Source organism: Pseudomonas sp. CCNWLW23 (assembly GCF_037095675.1).
Taxonomy (GTDB): Bacteria; Pseudomonadota; Gammaproteobacteria; order Pseudomonadales; family Pseudomonadaceae; genus Aquipseudomonas; species Aquipseudomonas atacamensis.
On the sequence record NZ_JBAWKM010000002.1, the window covers coordinates 297,785 to 313,481 of the forward strand.

The following is a 15,697-nucleotide window of genomic DNA, read 5'->3' on the forward strand; positions in this document are numbered from 1 at the left end:
AGTGGTCGTTCGTCGGTGCGCAGGCCAAGTGCACCGGCGAACTGGAAAGTGCGTGCTAGGGTGTCTAGCCCAAGCACGTTTCAATCCAGGAAAAATGAGGAGGATTCATGCCACTTCATCCCATTCTGTTCATGGGCGGCTCCGGCGCCATCGGCCACCAGACGGCCCGCGCATTGCGCGCAGCGCATCCCGACGTCCCCTTGCTGATCGGCGGACGCGACCTCGCCAAGGCTGAGCAAACCGCCGAGCAAATCGGCAATGCCCAGGGTGTGGTCATCGATGCTCGCGCAGATGATCTGGGGCTGGGTGATCGCCCGGTCAGCGCCATCGCCCTGTTCTACATGGACCACGCCCTCGCCGGGCTGCGCTTTGCGCAAAAGCGCAAGGTGCCGCACCTGAGCATCTCTTCCGGCGTGTTCGAAATCGCCCCGCAAATCGCCAGTTTCATTCACACCCCCGACGCGTCGCCCATTGTCCTCGGCTACGAATGGATGGTCGGCGCCACCACCGTCGCAACGCTGCACATCGCCAAGGCATTCGCCCGCGTGCACGACATCCGCATTCATGCCCTGGTCGACGAACAGGACGGCGGCGGCCCGACCGTAGCCGTCGATTTCGAGCACCTGAACAAAATGCTGCCCGCCGCGCTGACCCGCCGTGACGGCGAATTCATCTGGCGTGAAGGCGACGATGCCAAGGTCAGCTTCCGCGCCGTCGACGGCACGACCCTGCAGGGCGCCGGCTTCTCCTCCATCGACGTGACAGGCCTGGCCGCCGCCACCGACGCCCCGAACGTCGAGTTCAACCTCGCCAGCGGCATCAGCTCGACCCGGCGTCAGGGTCTGCCGATGTCGACGGAAATACTCATCGAACTTGAAGGCATGGATCACGATGGACAGCCGTTGCGCACACGCCACGCCGTGGTTCACCGATCAGGCGCAGCGGCGTTGACCGGGCTGAGTGTCGCTATGCTGCTGGAACGGCTGATTGGGCTGGACGGGCAAGCGCCTGTACGGCCGGGGCTGTATTTTCCGTATCAATTGCTGGAGGCGCAGGTGTTTTTACAGCGGCTGGAAAAAGACGATGGCGAGCTGATCGAATTGGACGTGTGACCCCCCTGGACAAAGGCTGGTCAATTTTGCCCGAGCGCCTGTACGACACGCTCCGCGATGGCGAGACAGCTCGTCAATCCTGGAGATTCGATGCCGAACAGATTAACCAGCCCCGGCACTCCATGCACCGATGGGCCACTGATGACAAAGTCCGCCGCCGGTTCGTGTACGGCGTTGATTTTCGGGCGGATGCCGCTATAGGCCGGTTCCAGGCTGCCATCGGGCAGGCCGGGCCAATAGCGGCGAATCGCCTGATAGAAACCTTCGGCCCGCTGAGGATCCACACGGTAATCAACCTGATCGACCCACTCGACATCCGGTCCGAAACGCGCCTGCCCCCCCAGGTCAAGCGTCATGTGCACGCCGAGACCCGCGGCTTCGGGCGCGGGATAGATGAGATGGCGAAAAGGTATCCGACCGCTGAAGCTGAAGTAGCTGCCTTTGCACAACCTGGCCAACGGGACGTATCGTGAAGACAGACCGACAATGTGACCCGCAAGCTGGGGCGCAGACAAGCCCGCACAGTTGATCAGTTCGCCACAGCTGACGTTCATGGGTTGCGCACCGCCGATCTGCAACTCAAAACCCTGCGGGCGACGACAGGCCGATTCGAACGGCGTGTTAAAGGCAAACGAGGTGCCCGCCGCCTCGGCGTCTGCCTGCAAGGCAAGCATCAAGGCATGGGAGTCGACAATTGCGGTAGAGGGCGACCAGAGTGCCGCGATACATGACAACTCAGGCTCCAGTTCCAGCGCCTGCCGGGCGCTGAGCAGTTGCAGGTCGTTGACGCCATTGCGCCGTCCCTGCTGCCATAACCGCTGCAATGCCCCGCACTGCGCCTCATCGGTTGCGACAACAAGCTTGCCCAGAGGTTGGCGCGCTACTGCGTGCGCTTCGCAAAAGGCATACAGGCGATGCCTGCCGTCGACGCACATTTGCGCCTTGAGGCTGCCAGTGGGGTAGTAGATGCCGGCGTGAATGACTTCTGAATTGCGCGAGCTGATGCCGGTTCCAATGCGTTCACCCGCCTCCACCACGATCACTTCACGGCCGCTCACGGCCAGGGCCCGGGCGACAGCCAGCCCGAGCACTCCGGCGCCAATCACGACACATTCGATATCGACGCTCACCACCTCACCGCGCGTTCAAATTGCTTGATCAGCGTGACGACCTTTTCTACATCGCCATCCGACAAATGATGGTGGCAAGGAAGTGTGATCATTTGCCGGGACAGGCGTTCGGTTGTGGGCAACGCAATGCGCGGCTGACTGCTCAACCATGCCTTCTGCCAATGAATGGGCACCGGATAATGAATGGCCGCTTGCACATCATGCTCTGCCAGATAAGCCTGCAGCTCGTCACGATGCGTGGATTGCACGACATAGTGATAGTAGGCATTTCCCGGTTTGCCGCGCCCCAGGTCAGTGCCCGTGCGGGTTGTCGAGAGGACGTCATCATAGAACGCGGCAATTTCCACGCGTCGCTTCAGCCACTGATCCAGATACTGCGCTTTGATGTTGAGTGCTGCTGCCTGCAACGAGTCGAGTCTGGAGTTGATGCCGAACCGGATCGATTCGTTACGGTTTTCCAGGCCGTGATTGCGTGCAATCCGCGCGTATTCGGCAATTCCCGGATCGCGAGTCACCAGCATCCCGCCGTCACCCAGACCACCGAGCGTCTTCAACGGATGCATGGAAAACGCTGACGCATCAGCGCGAGTGCCGACTTGCCGGCCATCGATCACGGTGCCTATCGCCTGAGCGCAATCCTCGATCACGGCAACCCCGCCCGAGCGGCACAGGTCGATGATTGGGTCGATATCCAAAGGGCGTCCGCGCAGATAGACAGGAATCACGGCTTTGGTCCGATCATTCACAAGTGGCGCAATCGTCTCGACGCTCAGGAGTTCATCGTCACCCACATCTGCCAGGATCGGCCGGGCACCAACAGCAACAATGGCTCCGACAGTGGCAACAAAGGTATTGGCGCAGGTGATCACCTCGTCACCGGGGCCGATATCGAGCGCGCGCAATGCCAGAAACAGCGCATCCGTGCCTGAATTGAGGGCAACGGCGTGCGCGCCGCCACAACGATCCGACATCCATGACTCGAACGCCAGAACCTGATCGCCGAGAATGAACTCGCCCGATTGCAACAGCTCCCGCCAGCGTTCAAAGATCTCGCCACAGAGATCCTGGGCCTGTTCCTGTACGTTATTGCACTTGATCATTACGCGCACTCCCTGGCATGAACATGATGGACGTCAGGACGATCAGCAGAGTGCCAACCGCGCTGATGACGGCGGTCAACGCAAGCGTCTGGGAATAGCCGATCATCCCGCCGACTACGCCGCTGCCCAGATAAATGAACGGGTGCACACCGCTGGTGACAAAGGTATCCACCGCCACGACTTTGCCCAGATCCTTTTCGGGCGACAGTGTTTGCATGGCGGTTGCCCAGCCGGTGAGCCAGGACGCTTCGACGATACCGACGAACGTCGCCCCCAGAACCGCCATCCATGCCGCCGTCCCCAGCCCGAGTAACGCCATCGCTCCGGCCAGGAACAACCCGCATACCACCGCAAGTCCCACCAGGCGTTCGTGCCCCGAGGCCAGCACGGTGACAACCGATCCGAGACAAGCGCCGAACCCTGATGCTGCCAGGCAATATCCCCACATTTCTTCGCTGAAACGAAGACTGATCGCGTAGGGTGCAACGACCAGAAAAATCGGAAAACACAGCACGTTCACCACCAGCGTCGCCGCAAACCCCAGCAGCAGCGTGGCGTTACGGCTGACCACGGTGATGCCCTTGAACGCCTCGCGTAGGGAGAACTCCTCTTCGGATTCATGACGGCCGACATTCGGTAACTGAGCGGTGTAAATCGCCGCGCCGAAGAAGGTCAAGCCATCGATCAGTATCCCCCAGACCGGATCCCACAAGATGATGAACACGCCCAACGTCGCCGGAAACAGAATGGCGACCAGGTTATCGATGAAGTTCATCGCGCCGTTGCCCGCGACCAGCGCCTTTTTGGGTAACAGGCTGACCAGCAGCACCTGAGCGCAGGGCCGAGAAACGCCGATGCCGATGCCGAAGATCAGATAGGCCAGCACCAGCCAGCCCCAAGGCGCACCGGTCAGAAGCAGTGCGACGGCCGCAAGCTGCGCCATGCCTCGGGCCGTATCGGTGTAGATGAGCACCTGTCGAGGCGACTTGCGATCCGCCAGCATGCCGCCGGCCAGAGCACCGACGACGGTTCCGATTCCGACTGCGGCCATGATGAAGCCAAACACATCACCACCAAAACCGTCCCGTATCAGCGCTATCGGCAGCGCCGCCAGACAGATGGCGTCGCCGGCCATCGACAGGCCCTGGCCGATCAGCAACTTGCGAAAAGGCAAGACTCGCAGCGCATCGTTATAGGGGGATAAGCGTTCTTTGATAGAAATCATCGGTGCCCCTCCTTGAGGCATATATATCCATCCTGGCCACGTTCGGTTGGCAACTGCCGGCCGCCCTCGCGGATTTCCAGCTCATCGTCTCCGATTACGGAAATGCGCAGACGCCGGCCCCGAAACTCAAGGGTGAAGTGGTAGGCATCCCAATCGGCGGGCAACCTCGGGCGGAAGGCCAGTTGGTCCGCAACGAGATCAAGTCCTGCCAACCCTTCCACCAAGCCCTGCCAGGCTCCGGCATAGGCGGAAAGATGCAGGCCATTGCTATAGTCGTCGAGCGGAGTGAAATCGAGGTTGTAGCGGCTGGCCCGAGCAATGAAATCGGCACTGATCGACGTCTTGCCCAAGTGCGCGGCGACAACCGCGTGCGGGCCGTAGCTCAATGACGATTCATGCACCGTACGCGGTTCATAATATTCGAACGCTGCGCGTTTCACGTCCGTTGAAAAATCTTCTGGAAACATCGACATCAACAACACGATGTCCGCCTGTTTGACTACCTGCGACGCGAAATTCTGCAGATTCTCTGCGCTCTCCCGTTCGGCCTCGTCCGCAAACTGCGGCCCACGCTTTTTGTCGGAACGCAGCTGCGTGTCAGGTAAGGCGGCATAACCCTCAAACTCTTCAGGAATGACCACCCCACCCACAGTTATCCAGGGCAGAAAGACGTTATCGGCTATCGACTGCCAGCGCCTGAACTGTGCCTCGGGCAATCCCGGAAAGCCCGGCCGGTCGCACAGGGAAAGCGCTGACCGGAGGCACCAGCGCAGCATGTAATTGGTAAAAAAGCTGTTGTCCACATGATAGTGGTATTCGTCCGGCCCCATGACCGATTCAACGACATACGCCTGACGACTCTCGGACCACTTGAACACGGACGCGGCGAAACGGGCGCACTCGAGCAGCATTTCAAAGCCGCGAGAGATCATGAACGCATCGTCACCGGTGACCTTCCAGTATTTGTTCACGGCATAGCAAACGTCTGCCGAAATGTGGAGCACCTCATGGACACTCCACTCTCGTCGAATGTCCTGTTCGGGATACGCCAGCACATAATGGGGACCATTTTCCCGCCCTCGATCATTGGCTGCTTCCGGAAAACGCGCTCCCTCATAGCCACTGGCCCGAGCAAACTCCCGCGCTTGTTCCAGACAGTGGTAGCGATAGTCAATCAACGCCCTGGCGACACCGGGTTCGTTCCAGATCCAGAACATGCACTTGTGCAGTTCGGTATCGAAAAACGTCGCTCCGGAGTGATACGTACTGGTCAGGCCGCGCGCCGGCGAGAGCGTTCCCCGCTCGGGGGGTGCGACTCCCACGCCGTGCTGTAGCAATTGAAACATCGCGTATTTGATGCCCAGATCGGTACGTCTCTGCGCGGTTTGAACAGTGACGTCATGCTCGCTCCAGATCCTGCTCCATCGGTCAAGATGGCTGCTCTGGATATGGGTCACATCGAAGTCGCCAGAAAGCGCGTCGGGCATACTGTGCTCGCCATCGATTGCAACCCGCCAATGCGTGGCGATGCGATGCTGCAACACCGAGTCGAAATCCATGGTGACGGAAGTAATACAACCCTGCAGGCCGTGTCGCCAGCAAACAACGGAACTCGCCGCTGAACCGGACTGTTCGACACGTACGTCGTAGCGCAGCCGATACTCTGCGGCATCGACATCCACAGTGAAGGCCGTTCGATCGACAACACTTTGCCCAAAACGGTAATGTCGGGCGGTCAGCCAGTCACTGGTGCCCAGGTATTCATTCTCGGCACTGCCATCCACGCCGTAATCCAGTCGCAATCGGTGCGCACCGGTCGGCTCGCCCAGTCGAGTCAGACTGATGCGGGTCGACACGGCACTGTCATCAGGGGCATCAATGAACTGATCAATCGTCAGCTCATAACGGACGCCCCGCAGTTGGAACAGCTCGCGACTGCTGACTGTCGCCTGATCCATTGCCAACACCACCGCCGGTCCATCGCCTGATGGCTCGAGAGGTTCGCCCGTGTCCACATCGTAGAGGCGCAGGACTGCCGGCGCTGGCAAAGAAATGATCTCCCGCGAAACGCCGACCCCGGGTGCATAGACCCCCGCGCAGAGCAGTTGCGTGCGCCGTGTGCGCGGCGAGGCACTGGGCACATGCGGGCGCACGCCGATCAAGGGATTGGCCAGCATTGCCACGCAGGCTGCGAAGGACGATGTCCGCGGCTCGATACCGACGATATCCTCGCACTCCTCTCCATAAGCGATGGTCAGCACGACGTGTCCCCCGACGGCTGGAACGACCAGTCTTTGTGCAGCATGTTGCGCACATTGTGATAGCGGGTGTCGGACAACACATCGTCACTGTCGTTGAAGTTCCCGGATTGCCATTGCTCGCAGATTTCCACGATGGCATCCCTGATCGAATAGATGAACTCGAAACCCAGTGTCTCCTGCACCCGTCGCGAATCCAGACGGTAAGACCGAACATCATCGCTGCGGGTAGTGGTGATCGGCACGTTGACGAGGAAGTAACGATCGACAACCTGTTTTACCTGATCGGCTATCTCGGTCACCGTGTGGTTTTCGTAGCCGACGTTGATTGCGGTTCCGCAGACTTCGTCCAGCGATTCGCGCTCCACGAGCATCGTATACAGCCGGGTCAGATCGCCGATATGCACATTGGGGCGGTATTGACTGCCGCCGAACACGGTAATTTCACCGCGCGCCAGCGCACTGGCGGTAAGGATATTGACGGTCAGATCCAGGCGCTGGCGAGGCGACCAGCCGCACACGGTAGCGGCTCGAACCGCGACGGTTTCAAAGGATGCATCAGTGAGCCCGAACAGTATTTTTTCGCCGTCAGCCTTGAAGCGGTTGTAGTCGGTGATGGGCACGCAGGGTTGGCGCTCATCGACAAATGGTTCTGTATTGACGCCGTAGACACTGGCTGAGGATGCATAGATAAAGCGCCGGCAGCCAAGGCGCTTTGCACTGCTCATGAGATGCGGCAGACAATCGATATTGATGGACTGGCCGAGTTCGGGTGCCGAATTGAAACTGGGATCATTGGCCACTGCGGCAAGATGGACAACGGTGTGCATCCCCCGAAGCGACTGCTCGACGAGCAGCGGATCGCGAATATCGCCCTTTATGAATTCCAGTGCCGGATGGTTCATCACGCCCTCCAGGCCGTTGCCGAAATAAAGCGCATCCAGTACCCGGACCCGGTAACCGGCAGCCAGCAGTTTTGGTACCAGACGCGAGCCAATGTAGCCCGCACCGCCTGTAACGAGAACAGCGGATTGATTATTCATGGTCCTTCCTTGGGATGGGTTTGCCAGCGGGTATTCATCAAGCGATGACAGTATTGATGCCTGTGGATGAGCAGCCTTGGGCTCAAGAGCATGCCGGCGGATCTGCCAGGCATGGAGCCCCAGGCCACAGGCCAGATCCGTTGCATAGGGACTGTCGTCAATCAGCTCGACATCCTGCGGATCGCGGCTTCCGACCAGTTGTTGAATCAGCGCTTCGCGGCTCTGACCGGGCGCCTGTCGGGTAATCGATAACCTGGATTCTTGCCGCAGACTGGAGCGCTCGATAGCCGCCTCGAACAACTGCGGCGCATTCAGAGACGCCGTATAAAACATCACTGGCTGTGCGGCTTGTGCAATGCGTTCCAGCAAGCGCTTTGCATCCTCGAACAGCTCAGTGCCTTGGGAGAGTTGTAGAAATTCCTTTTGTTTGTGCTGCGCCAGTTCGTCTGCGCTGAGCGAGCCGCTCCTTTGAGCACCGATGTCATCGGTGATCAGCGCCAGCAATCGTGAAGCGCCTTCCATGCGAGGACGTCCGGCAATGTGGTCAATGTATTCGCGCTGAGTCAGTTGTTTGCCGGCAAGTCTGTGAGCGACGTTGCTCCACGCTTGAAAATGCGGCGTGTCGATCATTGTTCCGTCGAGGTCAATCAGCAAAAGTTTTGACATGATTGTTTACCTGTCATCTGTGCGTGGACATGACGAGCCGGGCGATTCTGGACGTCGAGTCGAATATCTTGTCGTCCGTCAAGATCATTCGCCCCCCTGCGCTTTCAACCAGTGCGCGCTCCGCCTGAAGTCTCACGTCTGACCCGTCACTGTAATCCGCACCCTTGAAATAGAGGTTGGGACGTAGCGTCTTGATCATCAATTCAGCAGTGGGTGTGTGATTTACGATGACATGATCGCAATAGCGAATAGAGGCAAGAAACTCTGCGCGTTTTTGATCGGGGAATACCGGCCGGTCCGCTCCTTTATTGACATATGGGTCGGCGGTAACTGACACGAACAATCGATCCACCATTGTTCTGGCACGTTGCAAATGATAAAGGTGCCCAGGATGCACAATGTCGAAACAGCCGTGACAAAGACCGATAGTCAAACCTTTTTCGCGGCAATAAACCGCCTCATCCTGCAGTGCAGTGATGTCACTTAAAACGCCCATGATTATTCATTCCTTTGAGATAAGAGATTTAGCCATGATGTTCAGGTGTTCAAGTTCTCCCCAGTAATCGGGAAGCTGCCCGACGATTTGAAAACCATTGCGTAAATGAAAACGGTAGGCTGCACGTTCTTTGTCAATATTTCCTATATCCAGACATAACCATGTCTTTTCATTTGCCAGAGCGTACTTTTCAATTTCGTCATATAACAACGAAGCCACCCCGTATCGACGGTATTGGCTATCAACAATCAACCAGTCTGCCCACAGGACATACTTCGAGGGGATCGGACCTGCGGCGCAGCCCATCGTCCCGATCACCCGTCCGTCTACTGTGGCGACAAATCGCCCCCCCTCAAATTGAGGATTGGCAAGTTCATTGGCAAATTGCTGACCCGCAGACTCGGTAAGATCCTCGCCAGAGGCAATCTGGGCGACCAACCCCAGAACAGCTTCCATGTCAGCCTTTGCAAATCGCCGCAGGCGAATCTTCGTAACAGGTTCATTTGGCATGGTACTGAACCCTCTTGAGTGCCGAATCCAGCCGCTCACAGGCGTCCGCCAACATTTCAGTCGTATGCGATGCACTCAGGGTGACAGGCTCTGGGCAATAACTGAGGGGCATCAAAAAGCCATACAAGTTGTACTCACGGGATAGCAGGGCGAACAACTTCTGGGCAAAGGCGATCGGGTAGAAATGCTCTATCTCCCTCATGGTTCGAGGACGTTCGGAGGTTCCGATGTGGACGCCGATTCGACCGCCGTACCCATCGATATGACAGGGTATGTGGTGTTTATCGAAAACGTCCCTAAGCCCGGCCTTCAAGCGCGATTCCAGCGCGGCGATGTGCCGGTGCACCGTTCCATCCTGCAAATGCTCGATGGCGGCAAGCGCGGCGGACACGGACAGGTATCGCCCCGTATTGGTCCCGCTGACCTGAACAGGACCGCGTGGTGCGATTACGTCCATGTATTCGGCTTTACCGGCAATACCCGCGATCGGCATGCCGCAGCCGAACGCCTTGCCGAAGGCGGCGATGTCGGGTACGACACCGAAGTCCTTTTGCGCACCACCAATGTTTGCGCGGAAACCGGTGAGCACTTCGTCGAAGATCAGCAGCGCACCCTTACGGCTGGTCAGCGCACGCACATTTTGCAGAAAACCTTCATCCGGTCTGATGCATCCGATATTCAATGCAACAGGTTCCAGGATCACCCCTGCCACATCGTCCTTGTATTTTTCAAAAGCATTTTCCAGCGCTTCCAGATCATTCCATGAAACCGAAACCGTCAAGTTGCCGAATTCGTCAGGAATTCCCACAGTGCCCGATAAACGTTCCAGTTCTCTTCCCGCCAATAACGCGCCAGAGCGCGGTGAAGAATCCACGTTCCAGGTCAAAGAGTCATTAAGCCCATGAAAATGCCCTTCGAACTTGATGATGATGCGTCGACCGGTAACGGCACGGGCGATACGCGTCGCATACATGGTCGCTTCCAGTCCGGAGTTGACCAGCCGCAACTTTTCGGCGCAGGGGACGACCGCACAGAACCGCTCACTCAACAGACGATGTTCATCGGTCTCATACTGCTGAAGAAAGCCCCGCTCCAGTGCCTTGAGAATGGAGTTTTTGATGACCGGACTATCGTGCCCCAACAGGCAGGATCCCCAGCCCATAATATAATCATCGCGCCATTCGCCCGATGACAGCTGAACGCGCGCGCCGGCGGTATTCTGCACATTTATCGGCCCGACTACCGACAAGTGGTTCCATCCCGATAGAACATTGCCAACACGTGTTTCCTTTAAACAATCCATGACGACTGACTCTCCCTTTAAAAAGTTTAGAGCGAACAAAGTCCAATACCCAGGCAAATGAAATTCGCCATGGCATTCGAACAAGATTCGATCGTGCGATACGCAATAACGTAGAAAGCAGCGCAGCAAGTTGGAGGAAAAACTAGCCCCGCCATCTACGCCGCGTCAATTTAAAAAATAAATGGCCGCCTAACAGCTTGTTTGCCAATGAAAACTGTTTTTCTTAAGAGAAAGTAGCGCAAAACATCAGGCGCATTATTTCAAACAGATATAAATGAATTTTCGCACTTATATTTCAGCAAGTTAGCCACAGCAAAACGCATTCTTTCAATGATTGGAAAATCTGATCCGCAAGTTTCGCAAACAACTGTGATGCTTATTAATCACATCCTGTATAAGCGGCGGACCTGGTTAATGACGAGGGTCAACTCCGCACACTTGAAAACTCCAATAGCCAAGAGAGAGAGTTAGTCGCGGATAGCAAAAGGCCCGTCATTGACGGGCCTCTTTCAAACCTGACCTTATACCGAACGCGAGGGTTGAACCTGCCCCCTGTTCTCAGGCCGAATCCTGAACCAGATCGCATACATCGCCGGCAGAAACACCAGCGTGATGACGGTGCCAACAAACGTGCCGCCGATCAGCGTGTACGCCAGCGTGCCCCAGAACACCGAGTGGGTCAGCGGAATGAACGCGAGAATCGCCGCCAGCGCGGTCAACAATACCGGGCGCGCCCGTTGCACTGTCGCTTCGACCACGGCATGGAACGGCGCCAGCCCTTCCTGCTCGTTATGATGAATCTGCCCGATCAGAATCAGCGTGTTGCGCATCAGAATCCCCGACAGCGCAATCAACCCGACCAGCGCATTGATGCCGAATGGCTGGTTGAAGATCAGCAGCGTCGGCACCACGCCGATCAAGCCTAACGGCGAGGTCAGGAAGACCATGATCATCGCCGAAATCGAGCGTACCTGGACGATGATGATCAGCAAGGTCATGGCTATCATGATCGGCAGCAATGGCAGAATCGCTTTGCCGGCCTTGCCGGATTCTTCGATGGCGCCCGCCTGTTCAATCCGGTAGCCGGAAGGCAGGTTTTCGATGATCGGCTGCAACTGCTGGATGATCGCACCGGAAACGTCCGGTGGCTGCAAACCTTCGGCGATGTCGCCACGGACGGTGATGGTCGGCGTGCGATCGCGGCGGCGCAGGATCGGGTCTTCCATGCGCACTTCGACCTGGCCGATCTGCGACAGCGGGATGCGCTGCCCCGCCGCACCGACCAGGGTGAAGCCTTCGATCTGTGCCGGGTCCAGGCGGATATTGCCCGCCGCACGGCCAACGACCTGCACGGAACGGATGTCCTCGCGCACCGCCGTGATCGGCACGCCGCTGAGCAGAAATTGCAACTGCTGGGCGACCGCGCTGGACGTAAGCCCCACCGCCTGCAAGCGGTCCTGATCCAGGTTGAAATGCAAGGTCGGCGTCAGCGGCCCCCAGTCAGTGTTGACGGTTCTCATCATCGGGCTGTCCTGCATCACTGCCCTGACCTGCTCGGCGATGTCGCGCAATTTCGCCGGATCAGGCCCCATCACCCGATAGGCCACCGGAAATGGCGAATACGGGCCGAAGACAATTTGCGTCGCCCGAACCCGCGCCTCTGGAGCAAGCCCTTCGGCGACCGCTTCGCGCAAACGCAACTTCAGAGTTTCACGGGCGTTTTGGCTGTCGGTCAGCACAACGATTTTGGCGAACGATGGGTCCGGCAACTCCGGCGCCATCGCCAGGAAAAACCGTGGTGCACCCTGACCGATATAGGCGGTGACGATTTTGGCCTCTTCCTGCTGATGCAGCCAGGCTTCGACCTTGGCCGCCGCGGCACTGGTCTGCTCGATGGACGTGCCGTAGGGCATCTGCACTTCGATCATCACTTCGGGGCGGTCAGAGGTCGGAAAGAACTGCTTCTTCACCAGCCCCATGCCTGGAATCGCAACGGCAAACAGCGCGACCACCGCACCGGCCACCAGCCATTTGCGCGTGATCACCCACGCCAGAACACGCCGGAAACGGTTATAGCGCGGCGTGTCGTAGATTGCCGCGTGCCCGCCTTCGACTTTCTTGATGTCCGGCAACAGCTTCACGCCCAGGTACGGCGTGAAAGCCACGGCGACGACCCACGACGCAATGAGCGCGATGCCGACAATCCAGAACATGTTGCTGGTGTATTCGCCCGCCGTTGATTGCGCGAATCCGTTGGGCAGAAAGCCAATCGCCGTCACCAGCGTACCGGCCAGCATTGGCGCTGCCGTGTGGCTCCAGGCATAAGCGGAGGCCTTGATGCGGTCGTAGCCCTCCTCCATCTTCACCACCATCATTTCGATAGCGATGATCGCGTCATCGACCAGCAGCCCGAGCGCCAGAATCAGCGAGCCGAGGGTGATCCGGTCAAAGTTCTTGCCGGTGGCCGCCATCACCACAAACACGATCGCCAGGGTCAAGGGCACCGCCGCTGCGACCACCACGCCGACACGCCAGCCCATGCTGAGAAAGCACACCAGCATGACCACCAGCAGCGCGACAAAGAACTTGACCATGAACTCGCCGACCGCCGAGTCGATATTCACCGCCTGATCGGTGACTTTCGACAGCGTCATGCCCAACGGCATTTCCCCGTTGATCCTGACTGTCTCGGCATCCAGCGCCTTGCCCAGATCGAGACCGTTCCAGCCCTCGCGCATGATCACGCCGAGCAATAACGCTTCTTCGCCGTTGTTGCGCACCAGGAAGGTTGCCGGGTCTTCGTAGCCGCGCTCGACCGTGGCCACGTCAGACAGCTTGAGTGTTCGGCCCTGAGCGACAACAGGCGTGTCACGGATTTTCTGCAACGTATCGAACGCGCCATCGACGCGCAAAAACACCTCTGGCCCTTTAGTTTCGACCGATCCGGCGGGGGTCAGCACGTTTTGATTGTTCAGCGCGGCGAAGATGTCCTGCGGCGACAAGCCCAGCGTCGCCAGCCGATCATGGGAAAACGAAACGAATATCCGCTCGGCCTGCTCGCCGATGATGTTGACCTTTTTCACCCCCGGCACGTGCAACAGGCGCTGGCGCAACGTCTCCGCGTCGCGCACCAGCAAGCGCTGCGGCTCGCCCTTGGCTTTCAAGGCGAACAGCGCGAAGGTCACGTCGGAGAACTCGTCGTTGACCATCGGCCCGACGACACCCGCCGGCAGCTTGATTGCTTCGTCGTCGAGCTTTTTCCGTGCCTGATAAAACTCTTCCTGCACTTGCGACGGCGGTGTGCTGTCGAGCAACGAGACCATGGTGAATGCCAGTCCCGGGCGCGTGTAGGTTTCCGTGCGGTCGTACCACTTCAGTTCCTGCAAGCGTTTTTCGAGGGGTTCGGCGACCTGATCCTGCATCTCTTGCGCGGTCGCTCCCGGCCACGCGGTAATCACTGTTAGCTGCTTGACCGTGAACGGCGGATCTTCCGCCCGGCCCAATTTGAAGAACGACAGGACGCCGGCCACGGCGATGAGAAAAATCAGAAACACCGTGATCGCACGTTGGCGCACGGCGATAGCAGAAAGGTTGAACCGGCCCTCGCTCATGGACGACTCCCGGCAATCTGGCCATCGTCGCGGGCAAGCAAGCGCACTTCTTCGCCATCGCGCAGCAGATGCGCGCCCAGCGCGACAATCGGCTCACCGACGTTGAGCTGGCCAGCGACACGGGCCGAATCATCGCTCAAGCCCAGCACCTCGACCGGGCGCCAGCTCACTTTCGCCGGTGTGCCGGCGATGACCCACACGCCGGGGCCTTTGCCCGGGTCGTAGATCGCGGCGACGGGCACTTTCAGCGCCTGATCTGGCGAAGAACCCTGAGCAATTTCGACGGTGACCGTCGAGCCGATTGGCGCATTGGCCAAACTGCCTTCGAGCACATAGCGTGCCTCGAAAGTACGAGTTGTGCTGTCGGCCGAATCGGAAAGCAGACGCAGTTTTGCGCTCACCGCAGCCGACGTATCGCCATACAGTTTTGCCTGAGCGGTTGAGCCCGGCGCGGGGCGCAAGGTCTCGGGCAGATGGACGATGGCCTCCCGCTGACCGGCCCGCGCCAGCCGCACCACCGGTTGTCCCGGGCTGACGACTTGCCCCGGCTCGGCAAGGGTTTCCACCACCACGCCATCAGCGTCCGCCAGCAAAACCGCGTAGCCCGAGGCGTTGCGCGCTACGTCCGCTTGCGCCACAGCGGCATTGAGCTGCGCCCTGGCGGTGTCGGCTGCGGCTTTGAACTGATCGTAGGCCGATGCCGAAATAGCGCCGGCGGCGACGAGTTTGCGATTGCGCGCTTCGTCACCGGCAGTCTGTATGGCTCGGGCGCGAGCGGCGCTCACCGCTTCTTGCTGGGCTCGCGCCTGCAGGCCGAGGTCGATCGGGTCGAGGCGCATCAGTGGCTGGCCGCGCTTGACCGTCTGACCGGTATCAACCAGACGCTCGAGCACCTTGCCCGAAACGCGAAAGCCCAGATCGCCCTGGGTGCGCGCGGCGACGACGCCGGTGAATGATCGAGATCCATTTTCTGCCGGTTGCACCGCCGCCGATCTGACAATCGGCGCCAAGGTACGTGGATCTTTTGCGCTGGAGGAATCCCCGCACGCCGTCAGGGCCAAGGGCAACAAACATACCGCGAGGGGGAAAGGTCGGAGCCGGCGCATGGAATTCCTTTACTGAAAATAGGATGATCATCATATTCTCAGTCTTGTGACCGATATCGTCAACAGTCACATAGTCACCGGCCCGATGTTCAGCGCTGAATCAGAAGCGATAGCTGACAGAAGTACCGAGCCCGCTG

The 15,697-nt window shown here is 58.8% G+C and carries 11 protein-coding genes; 1 reads left to right on the plus strand and 10 read right to left on the minus strand.

The window, feature by feature from the left end; genetic code table 11:
• Positions 1–107 precede the first annotated feature (107 nt).
• Entirely contained in the window at positions 108–1,112 is a 1,005-nt protein-coding gene (locus V8J63_RS04475; protein WP_197890446.1) for an NAD(P)-dependent oxidoreductase, read from the plus strand.
• Positions 1,113–1,132: 20 nt separating this feature from the next.
• Here the strand turns inward: V8J63_RS04475 and V8J63_RS04480 are convergent, their stop codons facing one another.
• The 10 genes from V8J63_RS04480 to V8J63_RS04525 all read right to left on the minus strand — a co-directional run bounded on the left by V8J63_RS04480 (position 1,133) and on the right by V8J63_RS04525 (position 15,560).
• Positions 1,133–2,242, minus strand: coding sequence for an NAD(P)/FAD-dependent oxidoreductase (locus tag V8J63_RS04480; RefSeq protein WP_130888003.1), 1,110 nt, complete (start codon positions 2,240–2,242; stop codon positions 1,133–1,135).
• Positions 2,239–3,342 (minus strand): DegT/DnrJ/EryC1/StrS family aminotransferase, encoded by a 1,104-nt coding sequence (locus V8J63_RS04485; RefSeq protein WP_130888004.1) that lies wholly within the window; start codon positions 3,340–3,342, stop codon positions 2,239–2,241. The genes V8J63_RS04480 and V8J63_RS04485 overlap by 4 nt, the downstream gene beginning before the upstream one ends.
• Positions 3,326–4,567, minus strand: a complete 1,242-nt coding sequence (locus V8J63_RS04490; RefSeq protein WP_110599251.1) for an MFS transporter — start codon at positions 4,565–4,567, stop codon at positions 3,326–3,328. The genes V8J63_RS04485 and V8J63_RS04490 overlap by 17 nt, the downstream gene beginning before the upstream one ends.
• Entirely contained in the window at positions 4,564–6,828 is a 2,265-nt protein-coding gene (locus tag V8J63_RS04495; protein WP_206663208.1) for a glycoside hydrolase family 65 protein, read from the minus strand. The genes V8J63_RS04490 and V8J63_RS04495 overlap by 4 nt, the downstream gene beginning before the upstream one ends.
• A complete protein-coding gene (locus V8J63_RS04500; RefSeq protein WP_130888005.1) occupies positions 6,822–8,534 on the minus strand; it encodes an NAD-dependent epimerase/dehydratase family protein in 1,713 nt (570 codons plus the stop codon). Before V8J63_RS04500 ends, V8J63_RS04495 begins: the two co-directional genes overlap by 7 nt.
• A gap of 13 nt (positions 8,535–8,547) precedes the next feature.
• Positions 8,548–9,030: an adenylyltransferase/cytidyltransferase family protein gene (locus tag V8J63_RS04505; RefSeq protein ID WP_039758830.1), complete on the minus strand. Its 483-nt coding sequence runs from the start codon at positions 9,028–9,030 to the stop codon at positions 8,548–8,550.
• Between the two features lie 6 nt (positions 9,031–9,036).
• A complete protein-coding gene (locus tag V8J63_RS04510) occupies positions 9,037–9,540 on the minus strand; it encodes a GNAT family N-acetyltransferase (RefSeq protein ID WP_039758832.1) in 504 nt (167 codons plus the stop codon).
• Positions 9,530–10,843 (minus strand): aspartate aminotransferase family protein, encoded by a 1,314-nt coding sequence (locus V8J63_RS04515; protein ID WP_336463648.1) that lies wholly within the window; start codon positions 10,841–10,843, stop codon positions 9,530–9,532. The genes V8J63_RS04510 and V8J63_RS04515 overlap by 11 nt, the downstream gene beginning before the upstream one ends.
• Before the next feature lie 521 nt (positions 10,844–11,364).
• The gene (locus tag V8J63_RS04520; RefSeq protein WP_336463649.1) at positions 11,365–14,454 is read right to left on the minus strand and encodes an efflux RND transporter permease subunit; all 3,090 of its coding nucleotides are present in this window, start codon (positions 14,452–14,454) and stop codon (positions 11,365–11,367) included.
• Positions 14,451–15,560 carry an efflux RND transporter periplasmic adaptor subunit gene (locus tag V8J63_RS04525; protein WP_336463650.1) on the minus strand — a complete coding sequence of 370 codons (1,110 nt, stop codon included), beginning with the start codon at positions 15,558–15,560 and terminating at the stop codon, positions 14,451–14,453. Before V8J63_RS04525 ends, V8J63_RS04520 begins: the two co-directional genes overlap by 4 nt.
• Positions 15,561–15,697 lie beyond the last annotated feature (137 nt).

Bases quoted from the DNA above. Each gene is read 5' to 3' on its own strand.
- V8J63_RS04475 (WP_197890446.1), top strand. From the start codon at position 108: ATGCCACTTCATCCCATTCTGTTCATGGGCGGCTCCGGCGCCATCGGC.
- V8J63_RS04485 (WP_130888004.1), bottom strand. From the start codon at position 3,342: ATGATCAAGTGCAATAACGTACAGGAACAGGCCCAGGATCTCTGTGGC.
- V8J63_RS04490 (WP_110599251.1), bottom strand. From the start codon at position 4,567: ATGATTTCTATCAAAGAACGCTTATCCCCCTATAACGATGCGCTGCGA.
- V8J63_RS04500 (WP_130888005.1), bottom strand. From the start codon at position 8,534: ATGTCAAAACTTTTGCTGATTGACCTCGACGGAACAATGATCGACACG.
- V8J63_RS04505 (WP_039758830.1), bottom strand. From the start codon at position 9,030: ATGGGCGTTTTAAGTGACATCACTGCACTGCAGGATGAGGCGGTTTAT.
- V8J63_RS04510 (WP_039758832.1), bottom strand. From the start codon at position 9,540: ATGCCAAATGAACCTGTTACGAAGATTCGCCTGCGGCGATTTGCAAAG.
- V8J63_RS04515 (WP_336463648.1), bottom strand. From the start codon at position 10,843: ATGGATTGTTTAAAGGAAACACGTGTTGGCAATGTTCTATCGGGATGG.
- V8J63_RS04520 (WP_336463649.1), bottom strand. From the start codon at position 14,454: ATGAGCGAGGGCCGGTTCAACCTTTCTGCTATCGCCGTGCGCCAACGT.
- V8J63_RS04525 (WP_336463650.1), bottom strand. From the start codon at position 15,560: ATGCGCCGGCTCCGACCTTTCCCCCTCGCGGTATGTTTGTTGCCCTTG.